The organism is Aurantiacibacter rhizosphaerae (assembly GCF_009807005.1).
GTDB classification, from domain to species: domain Bacteria; phylum Pseudomonadota; class Alphaproteobacteria; order Sphingomonadales; family Sphingomonadaceae; genus Alteraurantiacibacter; species Alteraurantiacibacter rhizosphaerae.
The window spans coordinates 619,185-634,939 of the sequence record NZ_WUBR01000002.1 but is presented as its reverse complement, the minus strand read 5'-3'; the positions used below and the strand labels follow the sequence as shown (position 1 = coordinate 634,939).

At 61.3% G+C, this 15,755-nt stretch carries 12 protein-coding genes; 9 read left to right on the top strand and 3 right to left on the bottom strand.

What is annotated here, in order from left to right:
* Nucleotides 1-4: 4 nt before the first annotated feature.
* Together GRF63_RS10515 and GRF63_RS10510 are read left to right on the top strand one after the other, a co-directional pair.
* A complete protein-coding gene (locus GRF63_RS10515; RefSeq protein WP_160485948.1) occupies nucleotides 5-1,810 on the top strand; it encodes a flotillin family protein in 1,806 nt (601 codons plus the stop codon).
* Between the two features lie 148 nt (nucleotides 1,811-1,958).
* Entirely contained in the window at nucleotides 1,959-2,717 is a 759-nt protein-coding gene (locus GRF63_RS10510; protein ID WP_160485947.1) for an EAL domain-containing protein, read from the top strand.
* A 12-nt stretch (nucleotides 2,718-2,729) separates the two neighbouring features.
* Here GRF63_RS10510 and greB read toward each other — a convergent pair whose 3' ends face one another.
* From greB to GRF63_RS10495, 3 genes are all read right to left on the bottom strand, one after another.
* Nucleotides 2,730-3,230, bottom strand: a complete 501-nt coding sequence (gene greB / locus GRF63_RS10505; RefSeq protein WP_160485946.1) for a transcription elongation factor GreB — start codon at nucleotides 3,228-3,230, stop codon at nucleotides 2,730-2,732.
* 71 nt (nucleotides 3,231-3,301) lie between these two features.
* Nucleotides 3,302-4,387: a sensor histidine kinase gene (locus GRF63_RS10500; protein WP_160485945.1), complete on the bottom strand. Its 1,086-nt coding sequence runs from the start codon at nucleotides 4,385-4,387 to the stop codon at nucleotides 3,302-3,304.
* Nucleotides 4,388-4,519: 132 nt separating this feature from the next.
* Nucleotides 4,520-6,415, bottom strand: a complete 1,896-nt coding sequence (locus GRF63_RS10495) for a lytic transglycosylase domain-containing protein (RefSeq protein WP_237392413.1) — start codon at nucleotides 6,413-6,415, stop codon at nucleotides 4,520-4,522.
* 178 nt (nucleotides 6,416-6,593) lie between these two features.
* Here GRF63_RS10495 and dapA point away from each other — a divergent pair, with 178 nt between their 5' ends.
* The 7 genes from dapA (at nucleotide 6,594) to recA (ending at nucleotide 15,729) form a co-directional block, all read left to right on the top strand.
* Nucleotides 6,594-7,478 carry a 4-hydroxy-tetrahydrodipicolinate synthase gene (gene dapA, locus GRF63_RS10490; protein ID WP_160485943.1) on the top strand — a complete coding sequence of 295 codons (885 nt, stop codon included), beginning with the start codon at nucleotides 6,594-6,596 and terminating at the stop codon, nucleotides 7,476-7,478.
* A gap of 110 nt (nucleotides 7,479-7,588) precedes the next feature.
* Entirely contained in the window at nucleotides 7,589-8,071 is a 483-nt protein-coding gene (gene smpB / locus GRF63_RS10485) for an SsrA-binding protein SmpB (RefSeq protein WP_160485942.1), read from the top strand.
* Nucleotides 8,072-8,252: 181 nt separating this feature from the next.
* The gene (locus tag GRF63_RS10480) at nucleotides 8,253-8,774 is read left to right on the top strand and encodes a DUF2062 domain-containing protein (protein WP_160485941.1); all 522 of its coding nucleotides are present in this window, start codon (nucleotides 8,253-8,255) and stop codon (nucleotides 8,772-8,774) included.
* A gap of 67 nt (nucleotides 8,775-8,841) precedes the next feature.
* Complete coding sequence (locus GRF63_RS10475) at nucleotides 8,842-11,307, top strand: response regulator (protein ID WP_160485940.1); 2,466 nt, start codon at nucleotides 8,842-8,844, stop codon at nucleotides 11,305-11,307.
* An 89-nt stretch (nucleotides 11,308-11,396) separates the two neighbouring features.
* Nucleotides 11,397-12,881: a DUF4139 domain-containing protein gene (locus tag GRF63_RS10470; RefSeq protein ID WP_160485939.1), complete on the top strand. Its 1,485-nt coding sequence runs from the start codon at nucleotides 11,397-11,399 to the stop codon at nucleotides 12,879-12,881.
* A gap of 10 nt (nucleotides 12,882-12,891) precedes the next feature.
* Nucleotides 12,892-14,505, top strand: a complete 1,614-nt coding sequence (locus GRF63_RS10465) for a DUF4139 domain-containing protein (protein WP_160485938.1) — start codon at nucleotides 12,892-12,894, stop codon at nucleotides 14,503-14,505.
* Between the two features lie 156 nt (nucleotides 14,506-14,661).
* The gene (recA, locus tag GRF63_RS10460; protein WP_160485937.1) at nucleotides 14,662-15,729 is read left to right on the top strand and encodes a recombinase RecA; all 1,068 of its coding nucleotides are present in this window, start codon (nucleotides 14,662-14,664) and stop codon (nucleotides 15,727-15,729) included.
* The last annotated feature ends 26 nt before the right edge of the window (nucleotides 15,730-15,755 follow it).

The window sequence follows — 15,755 nt, the reverse complement described above, 5'->3', positions numbered from 1 at the left end:
AGAAATGGAGAGTTTTCTGAACATTGGCCTGATTGGCATCGCCGGGATCGTGATCCTTGTGCTGACGGTCTTCATCTTCCTTTTGAAGATGTATCGCCGCGCTTCCAAGGAAACCGCCTTCGTGCGGACCGGCGCAGGTGGCGAGAAAGTGGTGATGAACGGGGGCGCGCTGGTGTTCCCGATCTTCCACGAAACCATGCCCGTCAACATGAACACGCTGGTGCTGTCCGTGATGCGCCGCGACGGGGAGGCGTTGATCACGCTGGACCGTCTGCGGATTGACGTAAAGGCCGAGTTCTACGTGCGCGTGAAGCCCGATAGCGAAGCCATCGCCATGGCCGCGCAGACGCTGGGCCAGCGCACCATGCAGCCCGAAATGCTGAAGGATCTTGTCGAAGGCAAGTTCGTGGACGCGCTGCGATCCGTCGCTGCGGGCATGACCATGAACGAGCTGCACGAACAGCGTGCGGACTTCGTGCAGAAGGTGCAGCAGGTTTCCTCCAACGATCTGGCCATGAACGGGCTGGAGCTGGAATCCGTCTCGCTGACGGGTCTCGACCAGACCAGCATCGAGCATTTCAATGCCAATAATGCGTTTGACGCCGAAGGTCTGACCAAGCTGACCGAGCAGATCGAGGCGCGCAAGAAGCTGCGCAACGACATCGAGCAGGATACGCGCGTGCAGATGGAGACGAAGAACCTCGAGGCGGATCAGCGATCTTTCGAGATCAGCCGCGACACCGAATATGCACGGCTGGGGCAAGAGCGCGAAGTCGAAGTCCGGCGCGCTGCGCAGATGTCCGAAATCGCCAGCCAGCAGGCGGAGCGTCAGCGCGAGGCCGATGCCGCGCGGATCGAGGCGAAGAAGCAGGTCGACGCACAGCAGATCGAAGCTGATCGCATGGTGGAAGAGGCCCGCATCGATCAGGTGCGCGCGCTGGAAATCGCCCGGCAGGAACAGCAGATCGCGGTGCAGAACAAGTCTCGCGAAGAAAGCCAGGCCAAGGCGGAGGCTGACGAAGCACGCGCCAAGGCTGTCGAGGCGGAAGAACGCGTCGCCACAGCCCGCGAGAGCGAGATTGCAGAGCGTCAGAAGAAGATCGAACTGATCGAAGCTGCCAAGCAGGCAGAGCGCGATGCGATCAAGATCCGCGTCGATGCAGAGGCTGACAAGGATGCCGCCACCAACCTGGCCGAAGCCACCCGCCGGGAGGCCGAGGGTGAAGCCGATGCAGTCAGGTTGCGCGCAGAGGCAGACCGTGTCCGCTTCGAAGTGGAAGCTGCCGGCCAGCGCGCCGTGAACGAGGCTGCCAATATCCTGTCGATGGACCAGATCAGCCTGCAGACGAAGCTGGCGCTGCTGAAGGTGCTTCCCGAAGTCATCCGCGAAAGCGCGAAGCCGATGGAAGCGATCGACAGCATCAAGATCGTGCAGGTCGACGGCCTTACGCAAAAGTCCGGCGCACCGGGCACCACGACGAACGGTTCCGGCGGCGGCAGTGGCAATCTGGCCAACGATGCGGTCGCCGCAGCTCTCGCCTATCGTGCGCAGGCCCCTGTGCTGGATGGCCTGATGAAGGAACTGGGCCTGGATGGATCGTCGCTCGGCAAGCTGGTGGAAGGCGCCGCCAAGGGCGATGCCGGGGAGGCTTTCGGCACCCTGTCAGAATTGACTGACCAGGCGAAAACACCCTCGCTGTTCGATACGGATGGCGAAGCGGAAGCTGACAATGATGCCGCGTCCGACAATGCGAAAAAGCCGCGGGATGCGGGCGCGAAGAACGGCGGCAGCGCAAGTCCTGCCGAGTAACTTGGCGACTTAAATTGGGGCGGGCGCGGTGAAAGCTGCGCCCGCTTTTTCATTGTGCGATCCGTCATTGAATGATGAGCGTTTGACGAATCAACGATTGGTTAACTCGATCAACGCTATAACCGCCTATCTTACGGAGAGTTGCATCATGGGGTGCGAAGGCTGCAAATCAGGAAAAGGACTGGACTTTGGTATTCGCACCGCGTTCCAGCCGATCTTCGATGTGCGCAGCGGCACCGTCTTCGCTTACGAAGCGCTGGTGCGCGGCGTGAATGGCGAAGGGGCGGAGAAAATCCTGTCCCGCGTTACCGCCGATACGCTCTACAGTTTTGACCAGGCCTGCCGCGTTGCCGCCATCAAGAACGCTGCCTCAGCCGGGCTGCTGGATAGCGACGCGCGTCTTTCGATCAACTTCCTGCCCAACGCTGTTTATGCGCCAATGGCCTGTATCCGCCTAACGCTGGAAACCGCACGGCAGGTGGGCCTGCCGGAAGATCGCCTGATCTTCGAATTCACGGAGAATGAGCGGCTGGACGTAAGCCATGTTCGTGACATTCTAAAAGCATACAAGACATTGGGGTTTGGCACCGCTCTGGACGATTTTGGCGCAGGCTATTCAGGGTTGCAGCTGCTGGCCGATATGCCGACCGATTATGTGAAGCTGGACATGGCGCTGATCCGCGGCATCGATCAGTCGGAACCGCGCCGCCAGATCGTTCTGGCGATGGTCCGCCTGCTGGAAGGAATGGGCCGCACCGTGATTGCCGAAGGTATCGAAACGCGCGGTGAGTTGGATGCCGTTGCCGATATGGGTGTGCACCTGATGCAAGGTTTCCTGCTGGCAAAACCGGAACTGGACAGCCTGCCTGTTTGGCCAAAGGATGCGCCGCTGGTCCGCGCGGCGTAGATAGCCGGCCTATCAGCCGGCGTCATCGCCCGGATAGCTGATAGATACCACTTCCCATTCCTTCACCCCTTGCGGAAGACGCACCGTGCGCAAATCGCCCACCTCTGCGCCGCGAAGGGCGCGGGCGATGGGGCTGGACCAGCCGATGCGATTGTCGCTGGCGTCCTGTTCCTTGTCGCCCACGATGGTGACGGTACGCTCCTCGTCATCCTCATCCGCGATGGTGACAGTCGCGCCGAAGAACACGCGGCTCTTGTCCGGCTGCTGGCGCGGGTCCACCACTTTGGCGTGCTTCATCACTTTGGCGAGGTAGGACAGCTCCCGGTCGATCTCGCGCATCTTCTTGCGGCCATACAAATAATCGCCGTTCTCGCTGCGATCGCCATTGCCCGCCGCCCAACTGACGATCTCAACGATCTCCGGCCGTTCCGTGCCCAGCAGGTGATCATAGCGCGCCTTCAGCGCGGCGAGGCCTGCGGGTGTGATGGGGCTGGTGTTGTCGGGGGAGGTCATGACGGGCTCTATAACGCTGTTGAAGCTTCGGGCCAGTATGGATGGGTATTAATCGCCCTTGCAGGCAGGCCCTACCGCGCCGCGATACGCACGACCATGCAGCATCCATTCTCTTCACGGTCGTGAATTTCAATGAACCCGTCGTGCAGGTTTGCGATGCGCTGACAGATCGTAAGGCCCAGGCCGAGGCCATCTTGCGATCCGCCCTTGAAGAACTGGCTGAAAACAAGCGCCTTTTTCTCTTCCGGAATGCCCTTCCCATTGTCGCCTACGTAGAAGACGTGTTCGCCGCCCTCTTCCTTGTGATGGATCGTGACGACGGGGCTTTCGACGCCTGCGTGCTTAATCGAGTTCTCGATAAGGTTTTGGAACAGCTGGCGAAGCAGGTTCGGTTCGACACGCGCAACCGGCAGGCGCGTGACGTTCAGCCTGAGCCCGGCCTGTTCGATAGCGACGGTAAGGTTGAAACGAACTTCTTCCAGCAGGATATTGAGATCATATGGCTGAAAATCGCTGGCCGAAGTTTCCTCGGCCGCTGCGGTCAGCATGGAGCCGATGTAGCCTGAAAGGCCGGTCGCACTTTCCTTCATGGCATCCATGATCTTTTCCGACCGTTCGCTCAAAACCGTTCCCTTGTCGCGTCGGATAAGGCTCAGCCCGCTGATCATGGTTGCAATAGGGTTGCGCAGATCGTGCGCAATGGAGTGAGAATACACCTTCAGCTTGGCGTTGAGGCGAACCAGCCTCCGCTCTCGAGCGGCAAGGGCGGTGATATTGGTGGAAATACAAACCAGGCGCCGTTCACCGCTTTTGGTGTGGAACACCTTCTTGCGCGACAGCAGGGTTATGCGCTGCGCTTTCCAGTCGGAGATCTCTTCGACAATCTCCGATTCGCCTTCGCTGAACGCGCGCCTGTCTTCGCTCAGGAAAAGATCGGCCTCTTCTTTGGTGAAGCTTTCGATCGTTGTCGATCCAACCACGGCATCCCGCTCGTCAGGTGGATAGATGGCGAGGAATGCCTGATTTGCATAAAGAATTCGGCTTTCCTCATCCTTCACGAAGATAAGGTTGGGGCCGCTATCGACGATGAAGGACAGCAGACCCTCGTCTTCGGGAAGAATGGGGACCGGCTGGCCATCGAGGTGTGAGAATGGCATTCCGTTATTTCCCGAGCTTCCGACGAACTATTACAACGAGTTACACAAGTCTTATGCGCCATGCAAATGGGGGCTCGTGACAATCACAAACCCCCATCGCACGACAGAAAGATTAAAATTTCGAGGCTAAGCCTACCGCAGGAAGTCCTTAACAAGGCGCGGCCCACCAGCACGGCCGGTGCGTTCGGGATAGAGGTGTTCATACACCACGGCATTCTCCACCACGCGTTGCACGTAATTCTTCGTTTCGAAGAAGCCGATTTCCTCGATCCAGCGCAGCCAGTCACCCGTCTGACGCGGGTCTCCATTCTGGCGCAGCCACTTGTTCACATTGCCGGGCCCCGCGTTGTAGGCCGCGATGGCAAGGGGATAACTGCCGTCATAATATGAAATGAGCCGCTCGATATGGTTGGAACCAAGCTGCATCGAATATTGCGGATCGGTCATCAACCGGCTGGCGGAATATTGCACGCGGGCACGTCGCGCTTCTTCCTGCGCGGTGGCGGGCATGAACTGCATCAGGCCGCGCGCACCGGCGTGGCTAATGGCGTTTTCCGCAAACTGGCTCTCCTGCCGGGCAAGCGCGTGGATCATCGTCCAGTTGGTGCCCGCCGGGGTCGGCAGCGTGGGATAGCCGATGCGGGTAAAGCCTTCGTGTCCATCGGACATGGCGGCATCGGCCAGGTTCACGGCCAGGTCGCGCCTTCCGATCTCGCGGGCGAGGTCTGCCACCAGCACGTGTTCGCCAGCGGTCTCCGCCTGATCGGCGATGGAGCGATAGAAGCGGATGCCCGTGCTCCACGGCGCATCGCGGGCCACTTCGGCCACGGCGCGCGTGATGGGAGCGGACAGGAACGCCTGACGCTCCCCAGCGGTCGGCTGGCCAGCAGGCTGCGTATCGAAGCTGGGCACGCTGCGGCCAAGGCGATCCAGCGCCATAAGGCCGTAAAAGCGGTCCGCATAATCGGCGGCCATGTTGTAATACCGCTCTGCCTCGTCCGTGTTGCCGGCGCGGCGATAGGCTTCGCCCGCCCAGAAGAAGCCCTTGGATCGGGTCTGCGGCGTGCGCGCGGCTGCGCCATATTGATAGAACAACGGGGCGGCGGCAGCGCCATCACCCAATTGCCACAGGGCGTTGGTGCCGCCCAGCCACATCAGCGACGTGTAATCGTCCCGCAGGCGGTATTCGCCCGTGGAGATGTCATAGCCCGGCTCGAAAGCCTCAATCGCGCGCTGTGCAATGCGCACCGAATCGCGCGTATTGGCAGAGCGGGCGAGGGCCAAGAGTTCCGTCACCCAGGCTGTCTGGTCGAAAGGTAGTGCCGAAAGCTTGGGGCCATTCACGATATTGCGGACTGCTTCCGACGTGCGCCCTTCCTGGCGCAATTCGCGGCTGCGATTGTACAGATAGCCGGGATCGGCAATCGCGCCTGCTGCATTGGTCGCTCCATCGCCGCCCTGCAGAATGGCGAGGCGCGCCTGGAACACTTCGCGCTTTGCCGGGGATACGCGCGAAAGCTGCCGCGCGGCGGCATCCCCATCGCGCTGCCATAGCAGGGCGTCCATGCGGCTGTCCTGATCGCCCTGTTCGAACATCTGCCCGAAATTGGCGGCCAGCGAAGCTTCGGCAGTGGGGCTCATCTCTCCGCCACGCCAAGCTTCCAGCGCCCAACGCTGGGCCGCGGCGCGATCCTGACCCATCAGGGCCAGCGCATAATGCGCCTTGGCGTAATTGGTGACGGGTTCTTCATTCTCGAAGAATCGCAGAAGCAGGGCGGGATCGGTAAATTCCTCCCGCAAGCGCCGTTCAGCGCGCGCACGCAGCGTCGTTTCGTCCGGGAAGCCCGGATTGGCGAGCAGGAAGTTGGCATATTCGGTGAACGGGCGCTGTGCCTGCCGATCTTCCCACAATCTTTCCCAGCGGGTGATCTGGGCCGCCATAGGGCCCGGCTGCTGGGCGACAAGCTGGGCGCGATTGCGGTCCCACTCGCCCGCATCCTGGGCAAAAGAGGTGGCAGGAGCGGCCATGGCCGCGACGATAGCAACAAGAGGTAATCTAACCATGCTGGACATAGTGGCAGGGGCATCCTTATCAGGCGCTGAATACATAATCCCTCCAAACGGGTAAGGCTATTGTGAAACCGCGTAATTCCAACGCAATTTCGCGATGAGTCATCTTTTCACACCAACGCACGAGAGGCGTAAAATGTTCTCAGGATCGATACCCGCGCTGGCCACACCCTTTGCTGGCGACGATTTCGACGAGCAGGCGTACCGCCGCTTCATCAACTGGCAGATCGACAATGGTACCAGCGGCCTGGTGCCCTGCGGTACCACCGGCGAAAGCGCCACGCTGGATAATGAGGAGCATCACAAGGTTATCGCCGTCTGCGCCGAAGTGGCCGCAGGCCGTGTGCCGGTGATCGCGGGCGCAGGTTCCAACGATACGAAAACCGCGCTGTGGCATATCCAGGAAGCGCAATCCGCCGGAGCCGATGCCCTGCTGCTGGTTGCGCCCTATTACAATCGGCCCAGCCAGGAAGGCGTGCTGGCGCATTTCAGTTATCTGGCGGAACGCGCGGAGCTGCCCATCGTGCTGTATAACGTGCCCGGCCGCACGATTACCGATATCGCCCCTGAAACGGTGATCGAACTGCACCGCCGCTTTCCGGGAAAGATCGTGGCCATCAAGGATGCCAGCGGAGATCTGTCTCGCGTGGTGACGCACCGCATGGGCGCCGGGCCTGACCTGTGCCAGCTTTCGGGCGACGATCCGCTGGCGCTTGCAGGCTATGCGCTGGGCCAGACCGGCTGCATCTCGGTAACGGCGAATGTCGCGCCGAAACTATGCGCCGATTTCCACGCCGCCGCCGCCAGAGGCGATTTCGCCACCGCGCGTGAATTGAACGAGCGGCTTTATCCGCTCCACAAGGCCATGTTCTCCGATGCCAGCCCTGCGCCGGCGAAATATGCGCTGAGCAAGCTGTTCGACTGGTTCAGCCCCGATGTGCGGCTGCCGATCGTGCCATGTTCCGATGCAGCGAAAAAGGCGGTGGACGAGGCTATGGAGGGCGCGGGCATTACCGCATAAGCGGCAGGCTCGTTTTGCCCCAACAGTGCCCTCGCGCGCCGCGTGCGTGAGGGTGCCTTTCCTTTTCACCTTTGCCTTTTGCCGGGGGCATCCCTACATCCCGCCACCTTATGGCCCGTCCCAAACCCGCTACATTCGACAAGCAGAAAGTCGTCGCCGAAAACCGCAAGGCGCGGCACAATTATTTTATCGAGGACAAGTTCGAGGCAGGGCTGGCCCTGCAGGGCACCGAGGTAAAGGCGCTGCGCGGCGGTGAAGGCAGCATTGCCGAAAGCTATGCTGAGGTGCGTGACGGGCAGGTGTGGCTGATCAACGCCACCATCCCGGAATTCAGCCATGGTAATCGCCACAACCATGAAACGAAGCGTCCGCGCAAATTGCTGTTGCATGCCCGCGAGATTGCCAAGTTCGTTGGCGCGGTGGAGCGCAAGGGGATGACGCTGGTGCCGCTGTCCATCTATTTCAACGGGCGGGGCCGCGCGAAGGTGGAACTGGCGCTGGCAAAGGGCAAGCAGGCGCATGACAAGCGCGCTACGGCCAAGGATCGCGACTGGCAGCGCGACAAGGCCCGCCTGATGCGAGAAAAAGGCTGAGCCGAGGTAACGCTGCGACGTGGTGGTGCGGCGCAGAAATTTGCAATTGTAACCACATGTTGCCGTTAAGCGATGGTTGTTATTCTATCGTCTAGAACCACCTTGGCAGGTGCGCGCAAAGGAGTATGGCCATCCCATGATGGAGAAGGCGAAAAGGTGGCTCTCGGCACGGGTGCCGAGAATGCCCAAGCGGGACGAGATGGCGAAGAATCGCTGGCTCTCTCCCGTTGCCGGGACCATCGCGCGCTCTGAATTATGGCGTTTCACCCGCCGCAGCGTTCCGCGCGGCGTGGCGCTGGGCGTATTTGCTGCATTCATCATCCCCTTGGGCCAGACCCTGCTGGCCGTGGCACTGGCATTGCCGTCGCGCGCCAATCTGCCCCTTGCCGCGGTGACCACGCTGATCACCAATCCTTTCACCGTCGCCTTTTGGGCAATCGTTGCACACAAGCTGGGCCAATTCGTGCTGAAGGTGGATGCCGGCATGTCCGGCACTGCGAACGAACATATCCAGAGCACGTGGTTTCAGGAATTTGCGCAGTGGGCAGAGATTGCCGGCGTGGCGGCCTTCGGTTTTGTCATACTGGCCGTGGTGGGCGCGGCAATCGGCTATGTCCTCGCCAGTTTCATCTGGCGATTTGTGGTGGCGCGCAAGTGGGGAAGCCGCCCTGCAAAGTTCAAGTCTCCGCAACCGGCAGAGTGAATTGCTTGATGGGCGATGCGGATTTGCCATCTAGGGCGCTGGCAAAGCCGGTGCTAAAGCGCTGCCGATGAAAATCGGTAAAGCTCAGGAATCGCGCAGATTGATTGACGGCATCGCCGTGGCTGCTGCCGTGCTTGCCAGCATCACGCTTGTGCAGTTCACCACCGAAAGCCCCACTGCCACGCTGGCCTATGCTGGCGGGCTTACCGTGCTGGGCCTGATCGCCTTTGCCGCAGGGCGCGCGCATGTGGGCGCGGAAATCAAGCCGGAACCGGATTTGCCTGACTGGTCCGTCACCGTGGCGGCAATAGAGCGGTTTGACATGGCAGTGGCGATTACGGACCGGGCCAATCGCCTGGTCTGCGCCAATGCCACCTTCGAATTGTGGTTCGGGTCCAGCAATGCTCCGCCGCGCCTGCCGGTTGACGGATCGAGCGCGGAAAAGCTGACCTGGCTTGCCCGCGCTGCCTGGCGCGATGGTCAGGGCGCGGAAACGGTCATCATCGCGGATGAGGAAAAGACCTGGGAGGCAGAGGCCGTGCGCGCTGGTGGCGGGGACGATTACCTCGTCTGGCGCTTTACGCCTGTCGTTCGCAGCAATCCGCTGGCGGGCATCGGCAGCCATCTTACCGGCCTGTTTGGATCCGTGCTGGGCGCCGCTGGCATTGCCGTGGCGCTGGTATCGCCCGATGGCATGGTGCGCGCCGCCAACACGGCGCTGGCCCGCCGCGCGCTGGGGGATGAGAACGCCAGCATGTCTGGCCAGGAATTCGTGCGCCTGCTGCGATCCGATGATCGTGAACGCATCTATTTTACCAGGGAAGGCCAGAAAGGTTCGCCGCAAACGTTGGTGCAGGTGCCGCTGGTGGACCCGAACATATCGGCCAGCGAGGCCGTGCCGGGCACCGCCGCTGCAGAAGCACCCTCCATCATGCTGCTGATCGATAGCGGCATCGGCCTTGGTGGCTGGGGAGGGGAGGCCAAGGGGCAGGCCGCGCAGCTGGAAAACCTGCTGGAACAGCTGCCGCTGGGTCTTGCCACCACCAATCGCGATGGCAAGTTCCTGTTCGCCAACCCCGCCTTCCGGCGTGCCTCTGGCATCGGTGCGGATCTGCCGCCATATCCATCGGACCTCGTGGTGCCGCGCGACAAAACGGCGATGTCCGATGCCGTGCGCCGCTATGGCCAGGGGCCAGCCTCCAGCGGCGATGTTGCCGTGCGCATGCGTAACGAGCCGGAGGAACCTATCAGCCTGGGGCTGGCCGGTGTACGCGGATTGGGAGAGGCCGCCGTGCTGCTATCGCTGGCAGATACGACGGAGGAGGCCCGGCTGAAACGGCAGGTGGCGCAGGCCACCAAGATGCAAGCCGTGGGCCAGTTGGCGGGCGGCGTGGCGCATGATTTCAACAACGTGCTCACCGCCATTATCGGCTATTGCGATCTTATGCTGCTGCGGCACACGCCGGGAGACAGCGATTACGACGATATCCAGCAGATCAGGGCCAATTCCAACCGCGCCGCCAGCCTGACACGGCAATTGCTCGCCTTCAGTCGCCAGCAGACCCTGCAGCCCGAAGTGCTGCAATTGCCCGATGTGCTGAGCGAGGTTTCGCAGCTTCTCAAACGCCTGCTGGGCGCAAAGATCACGCTGAATGTGCGGCACGATCGCAACCTTGGCGCAGTGCGCGCCGATCCGCGCCAGCTGGAGCAGGTGATCATCAACCTCGCGGTGAATGCGCGCGATGCCATCCAGTCAGACGGCGGCGGGGAGGGGGCCAGCGGCACGCTGTCCTTCACCACGCGCCGGGTGGAAGCGCGCGATATCCGCCGCATGGGCAGCGAGATCATTCCCGCAGGCGATTACACCGTGCTTGTGGCGGAAGACACCGGCGGCGGCATCCCGGTGAATGTGCTGGGCAAGATATTCGAACCTTTCTTCACCACGAAGGAACAGGGCAAGGGCACGGGCCTTGGCCTCTCCACCGTATACGGCATCATCAAGCAGTCGGGCGGATTCATCTTCGCCTCCAACGCCAAATCGCCCAACGGCGGCATCAAGGGCGCACGCTTCACCATCTATCTGCCGGTGTATGAGGCTACCGAGGAAGAGCTTGTCCGCAAGCAGGAAGAGGAAAAGGGCAGCGAATGGTCTGGCGGGGGCTGCATCCTGCTGGTGGAGGACGAGGACATGGTGCGCGCCGTCGCGGAACGCGCCCTGGCGCGGCAGGGCTATGACATCGTGACCGCCACAGACGGGGACGAAGGGCTGGAGATCGTCAAGACCGGCAAGTATGATTTCGACCTGGTCGTGTCCGATGTGGTGATGCCCAGCATGGATGGCCCGGCGATGGCCCGCGAGATTCGCAAGCTGCATGGCGATCTGCCGGTGTTGTTCATGTCCGGCTATGCCGAAAGCCAGCTGCGCGACGAGATTGACATCACCGCCATGCACTTCATCCCCAAGCCTTTCAGCGTGAAGCAGATTGCCGATAAGGTAGGAGAGGTTCTGGCGAACCCGCGCAAGAGCAGCTAGCCTCCCGGTGCCGGCAATGATGGGCATTCATCGCCGATACATGCTGTGATACCTTATATCATCAGCATAAGACAGGGAGGGACCGCGTTATGATGTTTCGCAAAACCGCAGCAGCACTGCTGGCCGCCACCATGCTGGCCCTGCCTGCCTCTGCCCAGCAGGGGGAGGAGACTGCGCAAGGTGATGTCTCCGTCACCATCTATCAGAACGGGCAATCGCTGGTGCAGGATATCCGCGAGCTTAATATCGCGCGCGGCACGACCCGCATCGAATTTCCCGATGTCAGCGCGCAGATCCGCCCCGCCACGCTCAGCTTCAATGCCGATGACACGGCGATCGTGGAACAGAATTTCGACTTTGATCTGCTCACCCCTGCGAAGCTGATGGAGAAAGCCATCGGCCGCACGGTCACGCTGGTACGCACCAATCCCGCCACGGGCGCCGAAACCCGTGAACGGGCGGAGGTGCTGTCCACCGTGGGCGGCGTGGTGGTGCGCATTGGCGACCGGATCGAGGTGCTGCGCGACGATGGCCTGCCCACCCGCGTGGTGTTTGACGAGGTTCCGCCCAATCTGCGCGCGCGGCCTACGCTGTCCGTCACGCTTAATTCCAGCCGCAGCGGCATGCGCGATGCCTCCATCCGTTATCTCACGCCCGGGCTTGGCTGGACGGCGGACTATGTAGCCTTGTTTGACGAGCAGAGCGGCGCTGTGGACATGCAGGGCTGGGTCACGCTCACCAACAACACCGGCACCACCTTCCACCAGGCCGATACGCTGCTGGTGGCGGGTGATCCTGCCCGATCGCGCGGCGCGCCCAATCGCCAACTGCGCCGAGACATGGTGCGCCCCGGCACCGAGACCGCAGACCGGGAACGGCTGGGCGATTTCTACCTCTATCCCATTGATGGCCGCACCACGATTGCCAATGCGCAGACAAAGCAGGTGAGCTTCCTTGATGTGCAGGGTGTGCCCGCGCGCCGTGTCTACACGATTGGCGCAGGCTGGCAGCAGAATGATGACGATTTCCGCCCTGCCTCCAGCGCCATCAGCTTCAATTCCAGCAGAGAGGGCGGCCTTGGCGACGCCTTGCCCGCCGGAACGGTGCGCTTTTACCAGCGTGATGCGCAGGGCAACCCACAATTCATCGGCGAGAACGGCATCGGTCACACGCCGATGGGCAGCACGCTTTCACTTCGAACGGGCGACGCCTTCGATGTCTACATGAAGGCAGAGGTCGAGGATCGCAAACGCATCACGGCTGCTGAATACGAGGCCAGCGAACGTTATCGCGTGATCGAGGATGGCGAAGTCGTGCGCGAGGTGCAAGTGGATCGCGCCGTCGATTACTACCGCACCACCATGCGCTACACCTTCACCAACGCCAAGCCAGAGCCTGTGGTGGTGGAACTCACCCAGTCGGGCCTTGGCCGTTACTGGTGGGGATGGGATTACCGCGTGGTGAGCGAGGATGTGGAAGGTGAGCAACTCAATCACGACAATCGCCTGTATCGCGTATCCGTGCCGGCCAACGGCGAACGAGAGGTTCGCGTGACTTACGAGACGCGGTACTAGGGCGGGCGGCATGTCCCGTCTTGCCCACCTTTGTCTGCCTTCGTTGGCGTTGCCGCTGCTGGCGCTGTCCATGCCTGCCGCCGCGCAGGATCGCCCGATTGTGGACGCATCGGAGCCTGATTCGCTTGCCGTAACTGTCTATCGCGATCCCAACCGCGGCATTGGCGATACGATGAACGCCAACTGGCCGCGGGGTTTCGCCATGATCAGCGAAACGCGCAAGGTCACTTTGCCGCCGGGCGAATCGCGGATCCGTTTCGAAGGGGTGGCAGAAGGGATGGTAGCCGTCTCTGCCATCGTCACCGGGCTTCCCGGCGGCACAATAGAGAAGAACCGCAATGCCGATCTGCTCAGCCCGGCTGCGCTGGTGAACGGCTTGCTCGGCAACCGCGTCACCATCACCCGCACCCTTCCCGGCAGTGGGGTGGAGAACAGCGAAAGCGCCATCATCCGCACCCGCGCCGATGGCGGACTGGTGCTGCAAACGCAGGATGGATACGAAGCGGTACGCTGTTCCGGCCTGCCAGAGCGGCTGGCCTTTGACGATGTGCCGGATGGCCTTTCCGCCCAGCCCATCTTTTCCATCGACACGCGCGATGCCAGCGGCGGCACCTACACCGTCACGCTGTCCTACCTCGCCTGGGGCTTCGACTGGGAAGCCAGCTATGTCGCCACGCTGCACGATGGGCGCGATGATGACGATGTGCGTTTCGATCTCACCAGCTGGCTGACGATCCTGAACGACAATGGCCAAAGTTTCGAAAATGCAGAATTGATGGCGGTGGCTGGCACGCTGAACGTGACGAGCGACTTGCAGGGCCTGTCCGATCCGCCAGTCGCGGCTCCGCTGCGTCTTACCTGCTATCCCATCGGCAGCACGGCCAAAGGGACGCCTCTCAACTATCCGCCGCCGCCTCCTCCACCACCGCCGCCACCGCCGGCCGCGATGATGGAAGACGGCGCGATCGTGGTAACGGCGATGCGCAGGCAGGAATTGTCGGCGCCGGTTGCCGTGATGGCCGGTGAGGAAGATCTCGGCGATCTCAAGCTATACCGCGTGCCGGTGCCGGTGGATGTGAATGCCAAGGGGCTGAAACAAGTCGCCTTCCTGCGTGAACAGGGCGTGGAGGGGGAACTTGTTTACGAGGCCGACTGCACTCCGTGGAACTGGGATGACAGGATATCGCCTGCGCGAATGGTACTGGAAACGGTGAATGACAAGGATCACGGCCTTGGCGCTGCCCTGCCTTCCGGCACGGTCTCCATATTCGAACGCGGTCCGCGCGGGGAGCTGCTGGTGGCGGAGGAGAACCTGCGTGATTATGCGAAGGGGCAGGATGTGGAACTGGCACTGGGCGAATCGTCCCAGGTGTTCGCGCGTTGCAACTTCGTAGGCGATCAGGACCCGCGCGGGTCCAATAGGCGGTGGATGGACACGCACATCACGCTCACCAATGCCAATCCGCATCCGGTAACCGTGCGGGTGCAACTCGGCTCGCCCGGCCAGTGGCGTTTCAGCGATTTGCGAAAGCGGCTGCGGAACGGCCAGCAAATTATTTCAGTCGATGTTCCTGCGAATGGAACGCGCACGGTCAGCTGGAAGGTCGGCGAAGTTACTGATTAACTCTTGTTTTCGGCAGGAAACGGCGGTTTCCTGAAATCTTCAGCAAGCCTCCAACAAAAAATTCTGTTCCACTCTTGTTCTTATGGAACAAAGTGCGTACAAATACATCCGTTGAAGAGTTGAACACGACCCTAGCGAACTGACGGAGGCCATGTCATGGCAGGTGCAAATCTGAAGCTTGTTGAAAAGGAAACGAAAGTGGACCGTCAAAAGGCGCTCGACGCCGCACTGGCCCAAATTGATCGCGCATTCGGCAAAGGCTCCGCGATGAAGCTGGGCAGCAAGGAAGCGATGAATGTGGAATCAATTTCCACCGGATCGCTGGGCCTTGATATCGCGCTGGGTATCGGCGGCCTGCCAAAAGGCCGCGTGATCGAGGTTTATGGGCCGGAAAGCTCTGGCAAGACCACGCTTGCGCTGCACGTGCTGGCAGAAGCGCAGAAGGGCGGCGGCACCGTCGCTTTCGTCGATGCGGAGCATGCGCTGGATCCTGTCTATGCCAGGAAGCTGGGTGTCGATATCGATGAACTGATCGTCTCGCAGCCCGATACGGGCGAGCAGGCTCTCGAAATCGTAGACACGCTGGTGCGCTCCAACGCGATTGATGTGCTGGTGGTCGATTCGGTGGCCGCACTGGTGCCGCGCGCGGAAATCGAAGGCGAGATGGGCGATAGCCACGTCGGCCTTCAGGCCCGCCTGATGTCACAGTCCTTGCGCAAGCTGACCGGCTCCATCAACCGTTCCAAGTGCATGGTGATCTTCATCAACCAGCTGCGCATGAAGATCGGCGTGATGTACGGCAACCCGGAAACCACCACGGGCGGCAACGCGCTCAAGTTCTACGCTTCTGTGCGCCTCGACATCCGTCGCACCGGCCAGATCAAGGACCGGGACGAAGTGGTGGGCAACTCCACCCGCGTGAAGGTGGTGAAGAACAAGGTGGCCCCGCCGTTCAAGCAGGTCGAGTTCGACATCATGTATGGCGAAGGCATTTCCAAGATCGGCGAGATTCTCGATCTGGGCGTAAAGGCCGGTATCGTCGAGAAGTCCGGTTCCTGGTTCAGCTATGACAGCGTGCGGATCGGGCAGGGTCGTGAGAACGCGAAGACCTTCCTCAAGGAAAACCCCGAAGTTTGCGATAAGTTGGAGGCTGCCATTCGCAGCAAAACCGATGAAGTCGCCGAGGAGATGATGACGGGCCCGGACGCGAAGCCCGAAGACTGATCCTCAAGAAGGCCGTTGGAGAAGTT